This is a genomic window from Ruegeria sp. TASC047 (assembly GCF_059612445.1).
The window spans coordinates 142,054-161,031 of record NZ_JBXWQP010000028.1 but is presented as its reverse complement, the minus strand read 5'-3'; the positions used below and the strand labels follow the sequence as shown (position 1 = coordinate 161,031).

The window sequence follows — 18,978 nt, the reverse complement described above, 5'->3', positions numbered from 1 at the left end:
ATCATGACGATCTGGAATCTCGGCTCGATCAACGCGGATATGGTCTATGACCTGCCGCATCTGCCTGCACCGGGGGAAACTCTGGCTGCCCGTAGGCTGGATCGGTTCCTGGGCGGCAAGGGGGCCAACATGTCGGTGGCCGCGGCGCGTGCGGGATCACGCGTCAGCCATATAGGTGCCGTGGGGTCCGATGGGCGCTGGGCCAAGGATCGACTGACAGAATATGGTGTGGATACGCGCCATATCTCTGAGGTGGATGTTCCCACAGGCCACGCCATCATTGCGGTGGATGCCGAGGGTGAGAACCTGATTATCCTGTATCCCGGGGCCAATCACGCATTGGAAGCCGCCCATCTGGGGCAGGCGCTGGCCTCGGCAAACACCGGTGATCTGCTGATCTTGCAGAATGAAACCAATGCCCAGGTCGAAGCGGCGCAGCTGGGGCGCAAGCTTGGCCTGACCGTCTGTTATGCCGCGGCCCCGTTTCAGGCTCAGGCCGTTCAGGGCGTTCTGCCTTTTCTGGATTTCCTGATCCTGAATGAGGTGGAGGCTGAACAACTGCGTCAGGAAACCGGTCTGAGCATCGCCGATCTGCCCGTTCGGCATGTCATCGTTACCCTCGGCTCAAAAGGCGCAAGGTATTTGCAGCAGGGCAACGATCCGGTCGAGTTTCCCGCGCATAAGGTGCGGGCGGTGGATACCACAGGTGCAGGCGACACCTTCACCGGCTATGTGCTGGCGGGCATGGATCGCGGAATGCCAATGGAGCAGGCCATTTTGCAGGCAAACCGCGCCGCAGCCCTGATGGTGATGCGGCACGGAACGGCGGATGTCATTCCTGATCTGAAAGAAGTGCGTGACGCATCCTTTGACTAGGACCCTGCAAATGGCGCATCACCGCCCCAAAGCTGCTTGACGCGCGCGTCACGACCACAGGCTTTGCGATAGGCTTTGTAGGCGTTGTGCTGGCGCTTTGGTCCAAAGCGGGTAAGAACCAGTTTGTTGCCTTTGTAATAATCCTGATGATACGCCTCGGCGGGGTAAAAGGGTCCTGCGCTCAGAACCGGGGTGACAATGGTCTGGCCCAGCGCTTGCTGTGCGTCTGCTATGGCTTGTTCTGCCAACGCCTTTTCGCCTGTGTTAGAGACGAATATCGCAGTTCGATAGCTGTCGCCCCGATCGCAGAACTGGCCACCTGCGTCTGTCGGATCAACCGAGCGGAAAAACATGTTCAGAAGTGACGCGCGAGAGACGCGCGCCGGATCGAACGTGATCTGAACCGCCTCGTAGTGGCCGGTTCCCCCTTTTGAAACCTGATCATATGTCGGATCCGCAGATGTGCCGCCGGTATATCCGGACACTGCCCCGATTACGCCGGGCACGGATTCGAAATCGGATTCCACGCACCAGAAACACCCGCCAGCCACCGTCAGCGTTTCGGTTCCCGCAGCCGGGGCAGGCAGCGCGCGCAACAGTGCAGCCAATGCAATCAGTGTAAATAGAAGGGCTGGTCTGACGGTTTCGAAATAAGCAGTCCGCATCATGTCAGGTCTCCTTTTAAGATGAGATTGACGCGGGTTCGACCCCCTTGCAATTGCCTGTCATGCAATGTCACGCGCTGGTGAGACGAGTTTATCGTCTGCGATCATGTGTAAACGGCCACTTGAAGGGTGGGCGAAACCACCTTTCATTTGCGACGGATCATGCGCGATAGGTATCCCGATGGGGAACGGCGGTACACCGCGGGTGGGACCACCGGTCTGGCTGGCCTGGGACAAAGGCCAGCTTTGCGCCGAAATCAGCCCAGCAATTGCCCCAGCCTCATCGCAACACCCATATTGCCCGAGATCTTGAGCTTGCCCAAAGCAACGCCGGTCATCGGGTTCAGCTTTCCGGTCAACAGCTTGGTCAGGTTCTCCTGCGAGATGCGGATTGTGCAATCCGTGTCCCGATCCTGTGTCGTTGCCTGGTTTTCTGCCAGAACAATCACACCGTCCGCGCCGCAATCGAATTTGAGCGAGCCATCAAAGCTTTTGCCGTTCAGCCCTTTTTGAATTCCATCGGCGATGTCCTGAAGCATGCTGGGTCCTTTCACGGTTTCCGAATGCGTAATGCGTCAGGTGCCGAACAGGCAAGGCTGACCCAACTGGAACTTCTGATCACGATGCCCCGAGAATCTGAACCGTCCGGTCACAAGGCTTACCGCCATAGAAGGCGTCCAAAACAGCACGAAACTCGGGCGGAGCATCTGCCACAGATGAAAACAATGTCATCGAAGACCGCAGCTTTTTCGCGTCAATTCCGCCCAGAATGTCGCGGGCATCGCGCCCCGTGTGCAGCAGCATCAACGAGGCCGCCTGCCTAAGCCGGTCGCGTAGTACCGGGTGGTTCAGATAGCGTGTCGCCTCGTCCAGACCTTCAATGCCGTAAAGCTGCGCCATATGGGACTGGCCCAGCTCGACCAGTTGCGGAAACACGAACCACATCCAGTGGCTGGTTTTCTGCCCCTGTTCAAGTTCGCGCAGGACATCGGCCCAAACCGTGTCCTGCGCCTCGATGAACATGTCGAGTTCGTCGTCGGTATCGTCTTCGTCGATCACTTGGACAGGCGCTTGTTCCGAGCAGCCAGCAGTTTCAGACGCAACGCATTCAGCTGGATAAAGCCTGCCGCATCTTTCTGATCGTACGCACCTGCGTCCTCTTCGAAGGTCACATGTGCCTCAGAGTACAGCGAATGATCCGACCAGCGGCCCACGGTCGAGGCCAGACCTTTGTACAGCTTCACGCGGACGGTGCCGGTGACATGCTCTTGCGATCTGTCGATGGCGGCTTGCAGCATCTCACGCTCGGGGCTGTACCAGAAACCGTTGTAGATGAGTTCCGCATATTGCGGCATCAGCTGGTCTTTCAGATGCATCGCGCCACGGTCCATTGTGATGGATTCAATACCACGGTGCGCTTCCAACAGGATGGTGCCGCCGGGTGTCTCGTAGATGCCGCGCGACTTCATGCCCACGAACCGGCCTTCGACCAGGTCCAGACGGCCAATACCGTGCTTGCCGCCATATTCGTTCAGCTTGGTCAGGATCGTGGCCGGGCTCATCGCCTCACCATTGATGCTGACCGCGTCGCCTTTTTCAAAACCGATTTCGATGAACTCAGGCTCATTCGGGGCGTCTTCGGGGTGGACGGTGCGCTGGTAGACATAGTCGGGGGCCATATCGGCGGGGTCTTCCAGAACCTTGCCCTCGGAAGAAGTGTGCAGCAGGTTCGCATCGACCGAGAACGGTGCCTCACCGCGTTTGTCCTTGGCAATCGGAATTTGGTTCTGCTCGGCGAATTCCAGCAGCTTGGTGCGGCTGGTCAGATCCCACTCGCGCCACGGTGCAATGACCTTGATGTCGGGGTTGAGCGCGTAAGCCGCCAGTTCGAACCGCACCTGATCGTTGCCCTTGCCGGTTGCACCATGGGCGACGGCATCAGCGCCGGTTTCGGCAGCGATCTCAATCAGGCGTTTCGAGATCAGCGGCCGTGCGATCGAGGTGCCCAGCAGGTACAGACCTTCATATTGCGCATTGGCACGGAACATCGGGAAGACGAAATCGCGGACAAACTCCTCGCGGATATCCTCGATATAGATGTTCTCGGGCTTGATCCCCAGCAGTTCGGCTTTTTGGCGTGCGGGCTCCAGCTCCTCGCCCTGACCCAGATCGGCGGTGAAGGTCACGACCTCACAACCATACTCGGTCTGCAGCCATTTTAGAATGATCGAGGTATCAAGGCCACCGGAATAGGCCAGAACAACTTTCTTGGGCGCGGACATCTGACTTCCCTTTATGCGTAGAACGATTGGCCCCTAGCGGGTTTTGGACGCGGGGGCAAGTTGGTGCGCGTTGACGAAGGCCGGGAAATGGGGTGAAACGTTGGGAAAGAGAACAAGTATTGGTTGAGAGGGCAGCTTTTTCGATGTTGGGATTCGAGATTTTTATACATTCGGTGAAGATGGTTCTGAGGAATTTGAAACAGGCGATGCAGATTTCCGTCGTGCCTGCCTTCATTGGCGGTGTTATCCTAATCGGATTAGTCCTTGTTTTTGAAATTTCTTTCGAAGACATCTCCACCGAACCAAACGGAGCATCAGATGCAGCGTCGGTCGGTGCAGTATTAGGTTTTCTCATTTCGGCATTGATATGCATGTTCGGCGTCATGCTTTGGATCGTTGTGTCGTGGCACCGGTTCGTGCTGCTTGAAGAATACCCGTCCGGGATTATCCCACCGCTTAGAGTTGATCGCATTTTGTCGTATTTCGGTCACCTCTTGATGCTGATTGTGTTGCTGGTGGTTGCGTTTATTCCTGCTGGACTCGTCTTTGGTGTATTGTCTCAGATTTCTTCGCTGGTCAGTTTCGTGGTTTGGGCTGCAATGGTTTTCTTTCTTTCCATCGTTTTCTACCGTTTGACACCGATCCTGCCGGGAGCAGCTATTGGAAGGCCGTTGACCCTTGCCGAAGCATGGAAGGCAACATCGGGTGCAAACGGGGCAATTACTGTTCTGCTGGTAGTGTCCGTACTGTTTCAGATCGCGCTGCAACTGTTGGCATCGCTGCTTCTATTCGTCCCGATCATCGGTGCCTTGATCGTATTCTTCGCAAGTATGCTGATCGTTCCACTGATCAACGTCAGCATTCTGACCACGATGTACGGCGTCTTTATCGAAAAACGCCAACTCTCCTGAGCGGCGTACACATATGTATTCCTTGCCCTTATCACGCCGATGGGGCAGGGAAGCGGTCATGACTGATTTCATGACCCGCGCCCGCGCCGCCGAAGAGGCGATGCGCTCTGTCTTCCCGGCAACGCCGTTGCAGCGCAATGCCCACCTGTCCGACCGTTATGGGGCGGATATCTGGCTCAAGCGCGAAGACCTGAGCCCGGTGCGCTCCTACAAGATTCGCGGTGCCTTTAACGCCATGCGCAAGCAACAGGGACAGGACCTGTTCGTCTGCGCCAGCGCGGGCAATCACGCGCAGGGCGTGGCCTATATGTGCCAGCATATGGGCGTCCGGGGCGTGATCTTCATGCCGGTCACGACGCCTCAGCAGAAGATCCAGAAAACGCGTATCTTTGGCGGGGACAACGTCGAGATTCATCTGATCGGTGACTATTTCGATGACACGCTCGCCGCCGCTCAGACGTGGTGCGTACAGCAGGGCGGGTATTTCCTGTCGCCTTTTGACGATGCCGATGTGATCGAAGGGCAAGCCTCGCTGGCGGTTGAAATCGAAAGGCAGATGGGCGGTGCGCCCGATCACGTTGTGCTTCCCGTGGGTGGAGGCGGCATGTCCGCCGGTGTCGCCACATGGTTCGGGGACCGCACCCATTGCCTGTTCGTCGAACCGGCCGGAGGGGCCTGTCTGCGCGCAGCCCTGGCGGCGGGGCATCCTGTTTCGCTGGATCATGTGGATACCTTTGTCGATGGCGCGGCGGTCGGGCGGATCGGTGAAAAGCCGTTCGAGTTGTTGAAATCACGTCACCTGTCGGACGTTCTGGTCCTGTCCGAGGACCGTATCTGCACCACCATGATCGAGATGCTGAATGTCGAAGGCATCGTGCTGGAACCTGCGGGGGCGCTGGCGATCGAGGCATTAGGTGATATCCAAAGCTTTGTGCGCGGAAAGACCGTGGTCTGCCTGACATCCGGCGGCAATTTCGATTTCGAACGCCTTCCCGAGGTCAAGGAACGTGCGCAGCGGTACTCCGGTGTGAAGAAGTACTTCATCCTGCGCCTGCCGCAGCGACCCGGCGCCCTGAAAGAGTTCCTGAATATTCTCGGCCCCGAGGATGATATCGCCCGGTTCGAATACATGAAGAAATCGGCGCGCAATTTCGGTTCGGTTCTGATCGGGATCGAAACCCGCAAGCCGGAAAACTTCATGCGCCTGTTTGCCCATCTGGACGATGCAGGGTTCACCTATACCGACATCACCGAGGACGAGACGCTGGCACAGTTCGTGATCTAGGTCAGGTTCTCATTCAGCTCAGCTTCAAACATGGTTTTCGAGCTGTCGAAAACGGCCAAAAGCGCCGGCAGATCAACCTCGGCCCCTTGCCCTGCCGCCGCCTGCCGTTCCCCATCCTGGCAGAGTTTCGAGAATTGATCGAACCCCAGGCTCAACGCGCTGCCTTTCAGGAAATGCAGGTTCTGTTCCAGCTCGGCCCGGTTGGTGTCGCGGCGCAGGCGGATGATCACGTCCTGCACTTCTTCCAGAAATATCTCGACCACCTCATCGAATTCCTCGGGGCCGACTTCATCCCGCAACTGCCTGACTCTGGCCCAGTGGATCATAATATTCACCAGCTAATGAATGGTCATGGTTCTGAATAGACGCGCCCGGTAAAAAGCAGGTTAACGCGGCCATGCTTCCGCAATCGTCACTCTTCACCGGATGTTAAATCAGTCGGCGATAGGGTCGCCATCAGTGGCGAAACTCATCAGAGCAGAGGGTAAATGGTGCCGGGGGCGAGTCTTGAGGAAACCAGAGCTGATCTGGATTTCGGCGCGATCCGCACGGTGCTGGTGGTGGATGACAGCCGCCTGCAACGGCGCATTCTGGTGGCATCTCTCAGGAAGTGGGGGTTCGAGGTGATCGAGGCCGATACAGGCCATGCCGCTTTGGCGCTTTGCGTCGATAATCCGCCCGATCTTGTGCTAAGCGACTGGGTCATGCCGGGGATGAGCGGCCTTGAATTCTGCTGTGCCTTTCGGGCTTTGGAAACGGATCAATACAGCTATTTCATCCTTCTGACATCCAAAAGCGAAAAGCAGGAGGTCGCGCGCGGTCTGGATGCCGGGGCCGACGATTTTCTGATCAAGCCGCTTGAGGCGGACGAACTGCGCGCCCGAATTTCAGCTGGTGCGCGCATTCTGGACATGCAGCGCGAGCTCTCACAGAAAAACCGCCTGATCGAATCTGCGCTCGAGGAACTCAGGCTGGCGCATGACGCGATTGACAAGGACCTGATGCAGGCGCGAAAAATTCAGGAATCGCTGGTTCCCGAACTGACCCGGACATTCGGGAAGTCACAAGTCAGTCTGTTGCTGAAACCCTGTGGTCATATCGGCGGTGATCTGGTGGGGATGTTCTCGCCCAGGGTGAACCGGCTTGGGTTCTACAGCATCGACGTATCCGGCCATGGTATCACCTCGGCCATGATGACGGCGCGATTGGGGGGGTACCTGTCCAGCAAGCATTTCGATCAGAACGTCGCGATGGAGCGGAGGTTCGACAAGTTTTATGCGCTTCTTCCACCGAAATACGTGGCTGAAACGCTCAATTCCCGCCTGATGGCCGATGAAGGCATCGAAGAGTATTTTACCATGGTTTACGCCATCGTTGACCTGCGCAACGGGCATCTGAAAATGGTGCAGGCCGGGCATCCGCACCCCCTGCTGCTGCGGCAGGGTGGCCGCGCCGAGTTTCTTGGTGACGGAGGCTTGCCCATAGGATTGATCGAAGATGCGCGCTTTCAACAAATCGAGACGCAGATGCTGCCCGGCGACAAGCTGCTGTTGTACTCGGACGGGTTTACCGAATGCCAACTGGCTGGTGGTGGCTTGCTGGAAGAAGACGGTTTGCGTCAGATGGCCCAACAGAGCATGTCGGAAAGGGGCGGGTCAGAGTTTCTGGACGACATGTTCTGGCGTTTGACGCAAGTGATGTCACCCAAAGACGGCATCGGCGATGATGTCTCGGCCGTCTTTTTTGAATATAACGGACCTTAAAGCGACCCGAGATGCAATTCAGCAAAGTGCCGGTCACCGTCATTTCCCAGTAAACCGACGGCGTCAGCAGTTTCCATCCACAGCGCTTCGTGAAACGCCTCGGTCGGCGGGCCTATGCGTCGCACGGGGCGGGCGCGATAGATCAGGCAGACCTTCTCGGCCCACAGGTCATATTCCGGCATATAGGTGAAGCGCCGAAAGGCACCAATCCGCCGGGGGGCCGCAATAAGCCACCCGGTTTCTTCAATGACTTCGCGATGCAGGGCGGTAACGGGTGATTCGCCCGGATCAATACCCCCGCCGGGCAATTGCAGGTCGGGACCGGGTTCTGTCTGGCAGGTCAGCAAAAGGTGACTTCTGCGGGGCAAAAGTGCGTACACACCGACCCGTCGCGTGTATTTCCGCCCCGGCTCTGGGGTTTCACCGAACCGCCTGATCATGTATGGCCCCTTACAACCTAATCTGTTCGACCTATATGGTGCCGGTATGCCAACCTGTGGCGCGTAAGGAAACCCCATGTCTCTTGGAACGAAAATCGCGTGGGACGATACCGTCCTGCCCTTTCAACTCGATGTATCGGATATGCGTGGCCGAGTGGCCCGCCTGGATGGTGTGCTGGATGGTATCCTGAAGCAGCATGACTACCCCGAACAGGTCGAGGCGTTGGTGGCCGAGATGGCCTTGCTGACCGCATTGATCGGGCAGACGGTTGCGCTGCGCTGGAAGCTGTCGTTGCAGGTGCAGTCCAAGGGGCCGGTGCGCATGATTGCGACCGACTATTACGCACCCAAGGCCGAAGGTCAGCCTGCGCAGATCCGGGCCTATGCCAGCTTTGACCGTGACCGGCTCACCGATACGGCCCCCTTCGATCAGGTGGGCGAAGGGTATTTTGCCATCATGATAGACCAGGGCAAAGGCACGCAACCCTATCAGGGTATCACGCCGCTGACCAGGGCCTCTCTCAGCGCCTGCGCCGAGGCCTATTTTGCACAGTCCGAGCAGCTGCCAACCCGGTTCTCGCTGAGCTTTGGCAAATCGACCGAGCCCGGCGTGGATGAACATTGGCGTGCCGGCGGCATCATGTTGCAGCATATGCCCAAAGCCTCGCCATTTGCCGCCTCGGGTGAGGGCAATGGCGAGATCCTGACCGCCAGCGATCTGGTTGACGGCGAAGAGGGCGAGAACTGGGGCCGGGTCAATATCCTGCTGGACACAGTCGAGGATCTTGAGCTGATCGGTCCTTCGATTGCGCCGACTGATTTGTTGGTTCGGTTGTTCCACGAAGAACAGCCACGGGTCTATGATGCGCAGTCCGTGCAGTTTGGCTGCACCTGCTCCGAAGATCGGGTACGGCAGAGCCTGTCGATCTATTCGGCAAAGGACCTCGAAAAGATGACGACGCCCGAAGATCAGGTCACCGCCGATTGCCAGTTCTGCGGCGCACACTATGTGCTTGACCCGTCAACGGTTGGCTTTGAAGCCGAAGACCGAAAGGGTGCTTGACCCGATTGAACAGATCCGGACGGCGCTGCGCCGTCCCGGTCACGGGTCAAGCGACTTTGACCTGAACCCGGATACAGTCCTGCCACCCGGCCGCCGCCTGCGCCCGGCGGGGGTTCTGGTTGCAATCTCGCTTGCAGATGAAACCCCTCGGGTGATCCTGACGAAACGGTCCTCGGCCCTCAAGCATCATCCGGGTCAGATCGCGTTTCCCGGCGGCAAACAGGACGAAGGGGATGCGGATGTCACGGCAACGGCCCTGCGCGAAGCACAGGAAGAGATTGGCCTTCCCGCGGACCTTCCCGAAATCCTGGGTTACTTGCCGACGCATGAAACTGTCACCTCATTCACGGTCACACCTGTGGTGGCCGTTCTTCGAAAGGGATTTCAACCTGTTCCGGAACCCGGCGAAGTCGACGAAGTTTTTTCGACCCCCCTTGCGCATCTCTTGAATCCCAAGAATTATCTGGTTGAATCGCGCCGTTGGCGCGGCCAGAAACGCAGATATTACACAGTTCCGTACGGCCCTTATTACATATGGGGTGCGACGGCCCGCATATTGCGCGGGCTTGCAGCACGGGTGAATGAATGATGCAGATTGAGGAGCTTTGGGTCAGCGAACCGGCGACCCAAAAGGTATGCGCCGCCCTGACCTCATCCGGGGCGCAGGCGCTTTTTGTCGGAGGGTGCGTGCGCAATGCGCTGCTGGGCGCGCCGGTGTCGGATATCGACATTGCCACTGATGCCCGGCCTGAACGGGTTGTCGAGATGGCGCAGGCTGCGGGCCTCAAGGCCATCCCCACCGGTATCGACCATGGCACGATTACAGTGGTCAGCGCCGGTATCCCGCACGAGATCACCACTTTCCGGCGTGACGTCGAAACCGATGGCCGCCGCGCCGTCATCGCCTTTTCCGATCACGTCGAAGAAGATGCTGCGCGGCGCGATTTTACCATGAATGCACTTTATGCAAGGCCCGATGGCACTGTGTTAGACCCGCTTGGCGGGCTTCCCGACCTTCAGGCCCGGCGGGTGCGGTTCATCGGTGAGCCTGAGGACCGCATTCGCGAAGACTATCTGCGGTCACTGCGCTATTTCCGGTTTCACGCCTGGTATGGTGACCCGGATGCCGGTTTCGACCCGGACGCGCTGGCTGCCATTGGTGCCAATCTTGACGGGCTGACCTCGTTGTCGCGGGAACGCGTCGGGGCGGAACTGCTGAAGCTGCTGGGCGCGCCTGATCCGGCCCCAGCCATTGCGACGATGCGCAGCACGGGCGTATTGGCAAAATTGCTGTCGGGTGCGGATGACCGGTCACTGGCTCCTCTGGTCGCTTTGGAACATGCGGCAGGTGCCGAACCGAACCCCGTGCGCCGTCTGGCGGCCATCGCGACACCCGAAGACGCCGCAACCCTGCGCCTGAGCCGTTCGCAACTGCAACGCCTGACCGGAATGCGGAGCGAAGCGCAGTCAACCACCAGCGTGGCTGAACTGGGCTATCGGTATGGTGACGAAGGCGGTTTGAACAAAACCCTTTTGCGGTGCGCTTTTTTTGAACAGCCCTGGTCCGAAAGCTTCAGACAGGACCTGCACGCAGGCGCAGCCGCGCGTTTCCCGATACAAGCCAAAGACCTGATCCCCGGGTTTACCGGACCGGCGCTGGGCCAAAAGCTGGCCGAGCTTGAAAGCCGGTGGATCGCGTCGGGTTTTGCGCTGTCGCGCGAGGACTTGCTTGCAAGTTAATGTTTAGTCTCAAAAGGGGATGACAACTTTGGTCCATTGTGGTTAGGTGCGCCCGTCACATGGATGGAGGAATGCGAATGTATTACGGGATCTGGTTCGGCTAAAGCCGGGACACTTGCCCCGTAAAGGGTGGTGTTCAGTCGCCATCTGTCTTCGCATGTCTTTATCTCTGCTCAATCGGAGCACACTCCATGTTTCGCTATTTCGAAAACCTTGTTGACCCTTTTGTCGCCTATCATGAGGCTGACGCGCCGCCGACCCGGCTGTGGCCGTTTCTGCTGGACTATTCGCGCCCGTTCTATCGGGTGTTTGTCTGGGCTGCGCTGATTTCCATTATCGTCGCCGGTGTCGAGATTGGGTTGATCTATTATATGGGTCGTGTCGTCGACCTGTTGGGTGGCACACCAACCGAGGTGTGGCAGAACCATGGGACCGAGCTGCTGTTGATCGCGGCCTTTGTCCTGTTTCTGCGCCCTTTGTTGCATCTGGTCGACGTACTGATCCTGAACAACACGATCCTGCCGAACTTTGGCACTCTGATCCGATGGCGCGCCCATAAGCACGTTCTGCGTCAGTCGGTTGGCTGGTTCGAGAATGATTTTGCCGGACGGATTGCCAACCGGATCATGCAGACACCGCCCGCGGCGGGTGAAGTGATCTTTCAGGTCTTTGACGCGATTTCCTTTTCACTTGCCTACCTGATCGGGGCGGCGATCCTGCTTTATGCTGCGGATGCGCGCCTGCTGATCCCGCTGCTGGTCTGGTTTGCGTTCTACGCGATGCTGGTGCGCTGGACTGTTCACCGTGTCGGGCCGGCGTCCAAGGCGGCATCCGATGCGCGGTCAACCGTCACGGGCCGCGTCGTGGACAGCTATACCAACATTCATTCCGTCAAGATGTTCGCCCATGGCCCGCAAGAGCTGGACTATGCCCGTGAAGCGATCGAGGAAACCCGCCGGACATTCCAGATCGAGATGCGGATTTTCACCATCATGGATGCGGTTCTGGTTACCCTGAACGGGGTGCTGATCGTAGGTGTCGTGGGCTGGGCAATTGCCCTGTGGATGCAGGGTTCCGCTTCGGTTGGCGTCGTTGCGGCAGCAACCGCGCTGACCCTGCGTCTGAACGCCATGACCGGATGGATCATGTGGGCGCTGACCAGCTTTTTCCGCCAGCTTGGTATCGTGGCCGAGGGGATGGAGACCATCGCGCAACCCATCGACCTGCTTGACGCGCGCGAAGCCAAACCCCTGCGCTTGACCAGGGGTGAGATCCGGATCCGCGATCTCTCGTACCATTACGGGCGCGAGGCCGGTGGGCTTGACCACATCAACCTGACCATTCAGCCCGGCGAAAAGGTCGGTCTCATTGGGCGGTCGGGTGCCGGGAAATCGACCCTGGTAAAGCTGCTTTTGCGGTTCTATGACGTCGAACGCGGTGCCATTCTGATCGATGATCAGAACATTGCGGGTGTCACACAGGACAGCCTTCGCAGCCATATCGGCATGGTCCAGCAAGACAGTGCGCTGCTGCACCGGTCTGTGCGCGACAACATCCTTTACGGCCGCCCGGACGCGACCGAGGCGCAGATGATTGCCGCAGCCAAACAGGCCGAAGCGCACGCGTTCATCCTTGACCTGCAGGACCCGCAGGGGCGCATCGGGTATGACGCGCATGTGGGTGAGCGGGGCGTAAAGCTGTCTGGTGGTCAGCGGCAGCGGGTAACGCTGGCCCGGGTGATCCTGAAGGACGCACCAATCCTTTTGCTGGACGAGGCGACATCGGCACTGGATTCCGAGGTCGAAGCGTCAATTCAGGAAACGCTCTACGGCATGATGCAGGGCAAAACCGTGATCGCCATCGCCCACCGGCTCAGCACCATTGCGCAGATGGATCGCATTCTGGTGATGGACGGGGGCCGCATCGTCGAAGAGGGCGCGCATTCTGATCTGTTGGCGCAGGGTGGTCTTTACGCGCAGTTCTGGGCGCGGCAATCTGGCGGCTTCATGAACCCGGAGGCCGCTGAATGAAGATTGCCGATCTCATCTATCCGTTCAGGACCACTGAAACGCCCCCGCCGCAGACATTGGGGGCGTTCATTCGCTGGAGCCTTTCGGGCGCCTGGCCCATGCTGTTTGTCGCCGCGTTCTTTTCGGCGCTGGCTGGCGCGATGGAGGCTGGAACAGCGTGGATTCTGGGGCGTGTGATCGATGTGGCAACATCCAGCGGGCCCGAGCATTTCATGACCGCCGGGAATATGTGGATGATCTTTGGGGCGGTGGTGTTCTTCATGCTGCTGCGCCCGATCCTGTTTGGGCTGTCTTCAATTTCGAACAACTATATCGTGATGCCCAACATCACGCCTTTGGTGCTGGCCAAGCTGAACCGCTGGACGCTGGGCCAGTCTGTCACCTATTTCGACGATGATTTCGCCGGGCGCATCGCCCAGAAACAGATGCAGACGTCGAACGCCATGGCCTCGGTCGTGTCCGAAACGATCAGTGCGATAGTGTTTGCATTGGCGTCGCTGGTGGGCTCTTTGCTTTTGTTAGGGTCTATTCATCCTTTTGTGATGCTGCCTTTTGCGGCCTGGTTGGTGGTCTATTTCCTGCTTGTGCGTTGGTACCTGCCGCGTATTCGCATGCGCTCGGCCGCACGCGCCGGGGCGCGGGCGATGGTTTCGGGGCAGGTGGTTGACACGATCACCAACATCAAAACCGTCAAGCTTTTTGCACACTCGGATTTCGAAGATCAGGCCGCGCGGCATTCAATGGTCGAGCTGCGGAAAAAATCACTGGCGTTCGGCAAGCTGTCGGCCAGTTTCCGGTTCGTCCTGATGGCGCTTGCCGGCATTCTGCCTGTTCTCCTGCTGGGGGCGACGCTGTGGTTATGGCAGTTCGGAATGGCAACCGCAGGTGACATCGTTGCTGCGGGCGCGGTGTCGGTTCGCATTTCGCAGATGACCGGATGGGTTAGCTTCACGTTGATGGGCCTCTATGCCAATGTGGGCGAGATTGAAAACGGGATGAAGACGCTGGCCAGACGGGACAGGGTCGAAGATGCGCGCAGCGCGAAGGATCTTGATGTGACCGAAGGGTCCATCACGTTTGAAGATGTCAGTTTTGCATACGGCCGGGATGTGGGCGGTGTTACGGATCTGACGCTGACTGTGAAACCGGGCGAGAAGCTGGGAATTGTCGGCGCCTCAGGGGCGGGTAAATCAACGCTCGTTTCGCTGCTTCTTCGGCTCTATGACAGGGAAAACGGCGCTATTTGCATCGACGGGCAGGACGTGTCGCAGGTCACGCAGGACAGTTTGCGCCGCCAGATCGGCATGGTCACGCAGGAAACGGCGATGTTCAACCGGTCTGCCCGCGAAAACATCCTCTATGGTCGCCCGGACGCGTCCGAGGCCGAGTTGATCGAAGCAGCAATCAAGGCCGAAGCGCATGACTTTATCCTGAGCCTCAAGGACGGCCAGGGCCGTACCGGCTATGATGCTCATCTGGGCGAGCGTGGCGTAAAGCTCAGCGGTGGCCAAAGGCAACGGATCGCCCTTGCACGCGCCATTCTCAAGGATGCGCCAATTCTGGTTCTGGACGAAGCAACCTCAGCCCTTGATTCCGAGGTCGAGGCGTCGATTCAATCGGCGCTTCATCGGGTGATGCAGGGCAAAACCGTTCTGGCCATCGCCCACAGATTGTCGACGCTCAGCGAGATGGACCGGATCATCGTTCTGGATCAGGGGCAAATCGTGGAAACCGGAACGCACGAGGATCTTTTGGATCAGGGCGGGCTTTATGCCCGGTTCTGGCATCGGCAATCTGGTGGTTTCATTCAGGCGGAAGCTGCCGAATAAGGGTTTTGTTGAACCCAAAGCCCGGCTATCAGGCCCCTCATGACGCAGAAATACACAATCACCCGGCTCGGCCATCAGGGCGACGGCATCGCTGATGGGCCCGTTTACGCTCCGCGCACCCTTCCGGGTGAGGTTGTCAGCGGCACCCTTGTTGATCAGGTGCTGACCGATATCCGCGTCGAAGTACCGTCTGATGTCCGGGTGAAAGCCCCGTGCCGCCATTACAAAGCCTGCGGTGGCTGTCAGCTGCAACACGCCTCCGACGCGTTTGTCGCCGACTGGAAGCTGAGCATTGTCCGCAACGCCCTGTCCGCGCAGGGGGTTGAGGCGCCGATGCGTCCGATACACACATCTCCCGAACACTCACGCCGACGCGCCACGATTGCCGTCAGGCGGACCAAGAAAGGCACATTGGCCGGGTTCCATGGACGTGCATCGGATACGATCACCGAAATCCCGGATTGCCGTTTGCTTGACCCGGCCCTGATCTCCGCCATTCCCGTAGCCGAGGCGCTGGCGGTTCTGGGCGGCAGCCGCAAGGGCGTCTTGGCCGTCACGCTCACCCTGTCCGAAGGCGGGCTGGATGTGGCCGTCAAGGGCGGCAAGCCCTTGGATGGGCCGCTGGAACTGGCACTCGCGCAGGAAACCGAAAAACATGGTCTGGCGCGGCTCAGCTGGGATGGTGAAGTGATCGCTATGCGCCACGCTCCAGTTCAGCGCTTTGGGGCCGCCGCCGTCACGCCACCACCCGGTGCCTTCCTTCAGGCGACCAAGGACGGAGAACAGGCTCTATTACGGGCCGTTTCCGACGCAACACGGGGTTCGAAACGGATTGTTGACCTGTTTGCGGGCAGCGGCACATTCTCATTGCCTCTGGCAGAAAAAGCCGAGGTTCACGCGGTCGAAGGTGCAGCAGACATGGTGCAGGCACTGGATCAGGGCTGGCGCAGGGCGCAAGGTCTGAAACGCGTGACGACCGAGGCCCGCGACCTGTTCCGTCGTCCATTGATGCCGGATGAACTGAAATCGTTTGACGCAATCGTTCTGGACCCGCCCCGTGCCGGTGCCGAGGCGCAGGTGGCCGAGCTGGCACAGGCCAGGCGCCCGGTGATTGCCTATGTCTCGTGCAACCCCGTCACCTTCGCGCGCGATGCAAAAATATTGGTTAACGCTGGCTATACCCTTGAATGGGTGCAGGTCGTTGACCAGTTTCGATGGTCGTCACATACGGAACTTGCTGCGCGGTTTACCCTGAACGCCGCATCTTGATCAAACAGGAGAAAGCGACCCATGGGTTTCAGACAGTGTTTGCTGAACATCATCGAAGCGCCCGTGTTCGGGCAATTCATAACGGCTGTCATCATTTTTAACGCAGTGCTTTTGGGGATGGAGACGTCGCCGACCCTGATGGAATCAGCCGGGCCGCTGATCGTGATGCTGGACAAGCTGTGCCTTGCGATCTTTGTGGCGGAAATCACCGTGAAACTGATCGCGACCGGACGCAGGTTTTTCACAAATGGCTGGAACAATTTCGATTTCCTGATCGTCGGCATTGCGCTTGTTCCCAGCGCCGGAGGTCTTTCGGTTCTGCGGGCCCTGCGAATCCTGCGGGTATTGCGCGTGATTTCCGTTGCGCCAAGATTGCGCCGGGTGGTTGAAGGGTTCATCTCGGCCCTGCCGGGAATGGCCAGTGTGTTCCTGCTGATGGCAATTCTGTTCTATATCGGGGCAGTGATCTCGACCAAGCTGTTCTCGGCAACCTTCCCGGATTGGTTCGGCGATCTTGGCCGGTCAGCCTATACACTGTTTCAGATCATGACGCTGGAAAGCTGGTCTATGGGGATCGTCCGCCCGGTGATGGAGGTTTATCCCTATGCCTGGCTGTTCTTCGTCCCCTTCATCATGGTCACAACCTTTGCCGTGGTTAACCTATTGGTGGGTCTGATCGTGAATTCCATGCAGGACGCGCATCATGCCGAGGATGAGGTCAAAACAGACGCGTATCGTGATGAGGTTCTGGAACGGTTGGAGAGCATCGAGCGTCACCTGACAGGAAACTTGAACATCAAAAAGTGATTTCAGTTTTCGCATTTTTTGGCATAATAAGCCCCAAAAAACAAAGCAGGCAGTGAAACATGGATCGTCGAGCATTCGGATTGGGGGCGGTAGCAACGCTGGGCCTATCGGCTTGTGCATCAGCCCGTCCAAATTTTCTGACTTATAATGGGCCCGAGGTCACCTCGCTGGTGGTCAACAAGGGCGCGCGTAAACTTTATTTGTTGCACCATGAAAAAGTCCTCAAGGAATATGATGTGGATCTGGGGTTTGCGCCAAACGGTACAAAAACCAAACGCGGAGACGGCCGCACGCCCGAAGGAAGTTACCTGATCGATCGCCACAACCCCAACAGCCGCTATCACCTGTCGCTGGGCATTTCGTATCCCAACTCTCAGGATATCGCCAAGGCCAAGGCTGCGGGAGTTGATCCGGGTGGGGACATCTTCATTCACGGGCAGCCAAATCTGAGATCCGAGTTCAAACGCGCCAAGAAAACACCGGATTGGACAGCGGGATGCATCGCGGTCAAAAATGACGAGATCGAAGAAATCTATGCGATGGTCAACCAGGGGACGCTGATCACCCTGCGCCCTTAGGGGGCACAGGCGTCCACGCTCCAAACCCGAAAATTTCATAGTCGCGCTGGTAGGTCTCGGATGCCAGCGCTTCAAGCTGTTCGTCATAGATCTGACCCAGCGAAAACGGTACATCCGGCACGCACCGGCCGGGGGCAGGCGGATTGGAGTGGCCTGTTGAGCGGGCCAGATCCGGCAGAGCCGTGGTCAGCTCTTCTTCCCGCAGAATCAGGTCCGGCATCAGAAAGCTGGCAATGCCATCCAGCGTGCGGGACTGGCTGCACCACGTCCCGTCAACGCGGATCGGCGTCTGACCGTTGAGATTCATGCGCAGGAATCCAAGGAAAGCCAGAAATGCATCTCGATGCTGTTCGACCGAGTAATTGGTGTCGCGCACCTGCCCGGGGATCGGCAGGTCAAGGCGGTTGCGCAGATAATTGCGAACCATCTTGTAACTGCCCGGCCCGGTATCCAGAATATACTGGCAAAACGCCGAATGCGCCCGTGCCAGCGGGTGGCGCAACACGGTGAACTTCCGGTGCCCGGGGTGGTCTTGCATCCAGGCGCGGATTTCCTTGCGGTTCCGGTTTGTGACCAGATCGTCCGTAGAACAGCCATCCAGCTCGGCCATCCATTGCGCGATAACAGGCTCTATTCCGCCGCGAATGGGCAAATACATCAAATTTGATATGGCTGCGGCAATATATTGCGGTACCGCCGCCCCTCGGTTTGGCTCGAAACGGGTGGGCTGGTGCAATCCGAACCTGTCCAGCCTGGACAGAGCGTCTTGCATCTCATCGGGGTTGGTGACCTTCGATACGGCAGGTGCCGGGTTTTGCGGTTTCAGAGTATCGTCCAGCTTGCTCAGCCGCGCCTCAACCCCCAGCCATGCGGCCAGACCGTTCAGAACGTCCAACTCGGCCAGGTCGTCATAGGTGATGAAAAAGGCAGTCTGACCGGTCTTCTGTAAATGCTGCCGCAACATATTTTGATGGCTGTGGACCTGATCGAGATACTCAGAAAACTCAGCGCCGTCGAATGCAACCTGGGCATCGATGCGGCGCTTCACGTTCTTCAGCAGCCATTGCTGCGTGGCGCGTGCGATCTTCAGGGACAGAAAACTGTCCAGCGGATTGCGTGTGAGAATGATCTTGGCACAGCGCGGATCATTTAGCACTGGCTTCAGAATGCGTGGGTCATGGTCCTGGAAATACCGAAAACCGTTCAAGTCGCCCGGTGCCGACCTGATTGCCTTCAACAGCCGCATCGGATCTGCGTCGCGGTCTTCCAGCGACAGACCCAGAAGGGTATCGGACTTCAGGTTGCCGGCAAAATGCGGGTTGAAGGCTTCGCCATGGCAGGAAACCCCTTCCAGCGCGTTCAGATTGGCCTCAAGCAGGTTCGACCCTGTGCGCATGGCAGCCAGAACAACGAAGTAGTCAAAATTGGCTGGCATGGGTG

Annotated in this window: 19 protein-coding genes; 12 read left to right on the top strand and 7 right to left on the bottom strand. The window is 58.3% G+C overall.

Features of this window, described 5'->3' with window-relative positions; all coding sequences use genetic code 11:
• The first annotated feature begins 3 nt into the window (after positions 1-3).
• Positions 4-876: a ribokinase gene (locus AC2FLO_RS07595; protein ID WP_496753262.1), complete on the top strand. Its 873-nt coding sequence runs from the start codon at positions 4-6 to the stop codon at positions 874-876.
• Here AC2FLO_RS07595 and msrA read toward each other — a convergent pair.
• From msrA to AC2FLO_RS07575, 4 genes are all read right to left on the bottom strand, one after another.
• Positions 873-1,544 carry a peptide-methionine (S)-S-oxide reductase MsrA gene (gene msrA / locus AC2FLO_RS07590; RefSeq protein WP_480587018.1) on the bottom strand — a complete coding sequence of 224 codons (672 nt, stop codon included), beginning with the start codon at positions 1,542-1,544 and terminating at the stop codon, positions 873-875. The two genes, AC2FLO_RS07595 and msrA, sit on opposite strands and share 4 nt — an antisense overlap.
• 254 nt (positions 1,545-1,798) lie before the next feature.
• Positions 1,799-2,080, bottom strand: a complete 282-nt coding sequence (locus AC2FLO_RS07585; protein WP_496753285.1) for an SCP2 sterol-binding domain-containing protein — start codon at positions 2,078-2,080, stop codon at positions 1,799-1,801.
• A gap of 79 nt (positions 2,081-2,159) precedes the next feature.
• Positions 2,160-2,564, bottom strand: a complete 405-nt coding sequence (locus AC2FLO_RS07580; RefSeq protein ID WP_496753284.1) for a DUF1810 domain-containing protein — start codon at positions 2,562-2,564, stop codon at positions 2,160-2,162.
• 32 nt (positions 2,565-2,596) lie between these two features.
• Positions 2,597-3,823 carry an argininosuccinate synthase gene (locus AC2FLO_RS07575; protein WP_209506894.1) on the bottom strand — a complete coding sequence of 409 codons (1,227 nt, stop codon included), beginning with the start codon at positions 3,821-3,823 and terminating at the stop codon, positions 2,597-2,599.
• Between the two features lie 92 nt (positions 3,824-3,915).
• Between AC2FLO_RS07575 and AC2FLO_RS07570 the strand changes: the two genes are divergently transcribed.
• Both AC2FLO_RS07570 and ilvA read left to right on the top strand, forming a co-directional pair.
• The gene (locus AC2FLO_RS07570) at positions 3,916-4,734 is read left to right on the top strand and encodes a hypothetical protein (protein ID WP_496753261.1); all 819 of its coding nucleotides are present in this window, start codon (positions 3,916-3,918) and stop codon (positions 4,732-4,734) included.
• A 58-nt stretch (positions 4,735-4,792) separates the two neighbouring features.
• Positions 4,793-6,019: a threonine ammonia-lyase IlvA gene (ilvA, locus tag AC2FLO_RS07565; RefSeq protein ID WP_496753260.1), complete on the top strand. Its 1,227-nt coding sequence runs from the start codon at positions 4,793-4,795 to the stop codon at positions 6,017-6,019.
• Here the strand turns inward: ilvA and AC2FLO_RS07560 are convergent.
• Positions 6,016-6,345, bottom strand: coding sequence for an Hpt domain-containing protein (locus tag AC2FLO_RS07560; RefSeq protein WP_496753259.1), 330 nt, complete (start codon positions 6,343-6,345; stop codon positions 6,016-6,018). The genes ilvA and AC2FLO_RS07560 overlap by 4 nt on opposite strands.
• A 162-nt stretch (positions 6,346-6,507) precedes the next feature.
• Between AC2FLO_RS07560 and AC2FLO_RS07555 the strand changes: the two genes are divergently transcribed.
• Positions 6,508-7,782, top strand: a complete 1,275-nt coding sequence (locus tag AC2FLO_RS07555) for a PP2C family protein-serine/threonine phosphatase (RefSeq protein ID WP_496753258.1) — start codon at positions 6,508-6,510, stop codon at positions 7,780-7,782.
• On the opposite strand, the gene AC2FLO_RS07550 is transcribed toward AC2FLO_RS07555, so the two are convergent.
• The gene (locus tag AC2FLO_RS07550; RefSeq protein WP_496753257.1) at positions 7,779-8,222 is read right to left on the bottom strand and encodes an NUDIX hydrolase; all 444 of its coding nucleotides are present in this window, start codon (positions 8,220-8,222) and stop codon (positions 7,779-7,781) included. The two genes, AC2FLO_RS07555 and AC2FLO_RS07550, sit on opposite strands and share 4 nt — an antisense overlap.
• 76 nt (positions 8,223-8,298) lie before the next feature.
• On the opposite strand from AC2FLO_RS07550, the gene hslO reads away from it, so the two are divergent.
• The 8 genes from hslO to AC2FLO_RS07510 all read left to right on the top strand — a co-directional run bounded on the left by hslO (position 8,299) and on the right by AC2FLO_RS07510 (position 17,538).
• The gene (gene hslO, locus AC2FLO_RS07545) at positions 8,299-9,285 is read left to right on the top strand and encodes an Hsp33 family molecular chaperone HslO (protein WP_496753256.1); all 987 of its coding nucleotides are present in this window, start codon (positions 8,299-8,301) and stop codon (positions 9,283-9,285) included.
• Entirely contained in the window at positions 9,278-9,874 is a 597-nt protein-coding gene (locus tag AC2FLO_RS07540) for a CoA pyrophosphatase (RefSeq protein ID WP_496753255.1), read from the top strand. Before hslO ends, AC2FLO_RS07540 begins: the two co-directional genes overlap by 8 nt.
• Positions 9,871-11,025: a CCA tRNA nucleotidyltransferase gene (locus tag AC2FLO_RS07535; RefSeq protein WP_496753254.1), complete on the top strand. Its 1,155-nt coding sequence runs from the start codon at positions 9,871-9,873 to the stop codon at positions 11,023-11,025. Before AC2FLO_RS07540 ends, AC2FLO_RS07535 begins: the two co-directional genes overlap by 4 nt.
• A 191-nt stretch (positions 11,026-11,216) precedes the next feature.
• The gene (locus AC2FLO_RS07530) at positions 11,217-13,055 is read left to right on the top strand and encodes an ABC transporter ATP-binding protein (RefSeq protein WP_496811666.1); all 1,839 of its coding nucleotides are present in this window, start codon (positions 11,217-11,219) and stop codon (positions 13,053-13,055) included.
• Positions 13,052-14,884 (top strand): ABC transporter ATP-binding protein, encoded by a 1,833-nt coding sequence (locus tag AC2FLO_RS07525; RefSeq protein WP_496753252.1) that lies wholly within the window; start codon positions 13,052-13,054, stop codon positions 14,882-14,884. Before AC2FLO_RS07530 ends, AC2FLO_RS07525 begins: the two co-directional genes overlap by 4 nt.
• 39 nt (positions 14,885-14,923) lie before the next feature.
• Positions 14,924-16,153 carry a class I SAM-dependent RNA methyltransferase gene (locus tag AC2FLO_RS07520; RefSeq protein ID WP_496753251.1) on the top strand — a complete coding sequence of 410 codons (1,230 nt, stop codon included), beginning with the start codon at positions 14,924-14,926 and terminating at the stop codon, positions 16,151-16,153.
• Positions 16,154-16,174: 21 nt separating this feature from the next.
• Positions 16,175-16,960: an ion transporter gene (locus AC2FLO_RS07515; RefSeq protein ID WP_496753250.1), complete on the top strand. Its 786-nt coding sequence runs from the start codon at positions 16,175-16,177 to the stop codon at positions 16,958-16,960.
• A gap of 59 nt (positions 16,961-17,019) precedes the next feature.
• Positions 17,020-17,538, top strand: a complete 519-nt coding sequence (locus tag AC2FLO_RS07510) for a L,D-transpeptidase family protein (protein ID WP_496753249.1) — start codon at positions 17,020-17,022, stop codon at positions 17,536-17,538.
• Here the strand turns inward: AC2FLO_RS07510 and AC2FLO_RS07505 are convergent.
• The gene (locus tag AC2FLO_RS07505) at positions 17,522-18,973 is read right to left on the bottom strand and encodes a nodulation protein NodH (protein WP_480586983.1); all 1,452 of its coding nucleotides are present in this window, start codon (positions 18,971-18,973) and stop codon (positions 17,522-17,524) included. The genes AC2FLO_RS07510 and AC2FLO_RS07505 overlap by 17 nt on opposite strands.
• Between the last annotated feature and the right edge of the window lie 5 nt (positions 18,974-18,978).

Excerpts from the sequence above, each read along its gene's own strand:
- AC2FLO_RS07595 (WP_496753262.1), top strand. The coding sequence starts at position 4 with ATGACGATCTGGAATCTCGGCTCGATCAACGCGGATATGGTCTATGAC.
- msrA (WP_480587018.1), bottom strand. The coding sequence starts at position 1,544 with ATGATGCGGACTGCTTATTTCGAAACCGTCAGACCAGCCCTTCTATTT.
- AC2FLO_RS07585 (WP_496753285.1), bottom strand. The coding sequence starts at position 2,080 with ATGCTTCAGGACATCGCCGATGGAATTCAAAAAGGGCTGAACGGCAAA.
- AC2FLO_RS07580 (WP_496753284.1), bottom strand. The coding sequence starts at position 2,564 with ATGTTCATCGAGGCGCAGGACACGGTTTGGGCCGATGTCCTGCGCGAA.
- AC2FLO_RS07575 (WP_209506894.1), bottom strand. The coding sequence starts at position 3,823 with ATGTCCGCGCCCAAGAAAGTTGTTCTGGCCTATTCCGGTGGCCTTGAT.
- ilvA (WP_496753260.1), top strand. The coding sequence starts at position 4,793 with ATGACTGATTTCATGACCCGCGCCCGCGCCGCCGAAGAGGCGATGCGC.
- AC2FLO_RS07560 (WP_496753259.1), bottom strand. The coding sequence starts at position 6,345 with ATGATCCACTGGGCCAGAGTCAGGCAGTTGCGGGATGAAGTCGGCCCC.
- AC2FLO_RS07555 (WP_496753258.1), top strand. The coding sequence starts at position 6,508 with ATGGTGCCGGGGGCGAGTCTTGAGGAAACCAGAGCTGATCTGGATTTC.
- AC2FLO_RS07550 (WP_496753257.1), bottom strand. The coding sequence starts at position 8,222 with ATGATCAGGCGGTTCGGTGAAACCCCAGAGCCGGGGCGGAAATACACG.
- hslO (WP_496753256.1), top strand. The coding sequence starts at position 8,299 with ATGTCTCTTGGAACGAAAATCGCGTGGGACGATACCGTCCTGCCCTTT.
- AC2FLO_RS07535 (WP_496753254.1), top strand. The coding sequence starts at position 9,871 with ATGATGCAGATTGAGGAGCTTTGGGTCAGCGAACCGGCGACCCAAAAG.
- AC2FLO_RS07530 (WP_496811666.1), top strand. The coding sequence starts at position 11,217 with ATGTTTCGCTATTTCGAAAACCTTGTTGACCCTTTTGTCGCCTATCAT.
- AC2FLO_RS07525 (WP_496753252.1), top strand. The coding sequence starts at position 13,052 with ATGAAGATTGCCGATCTCATCTATCCGTTCAGGACCACTGAAACGCCC.
- AC2FLO_RS07520 (WP_496753251.1), top strand. The coding sequence starts at position 14,924 with ATGACGCAGAAATACACAATCACCCGGCTCGGCCATCAGGGCGACGGC.
- AC2FLO_RS07515 (WP_496753250.1), top strand. The coding sequence starts at position 16,175 with ATGGGTTTCAGACAGTGTTTGCTGAACATCATCGAAGCGCCCGTGTTC.
- AC2FLO_RS07510 (WP_496753249.1), top strand. The coding sequence starts at position 17,020 with ATGGATCGTCGAGCATTCGGATTGGGGGCGGTAGCAACGCTGGGCCTA.
- AC2FLO_RS07505 (WP_480586983.1), bottom strand. The coding sequence starts at position 18,973 with ATGCCAGCCAATTTTGACTACTTCGTTGTTCTGGCTGCCATGCGCACA.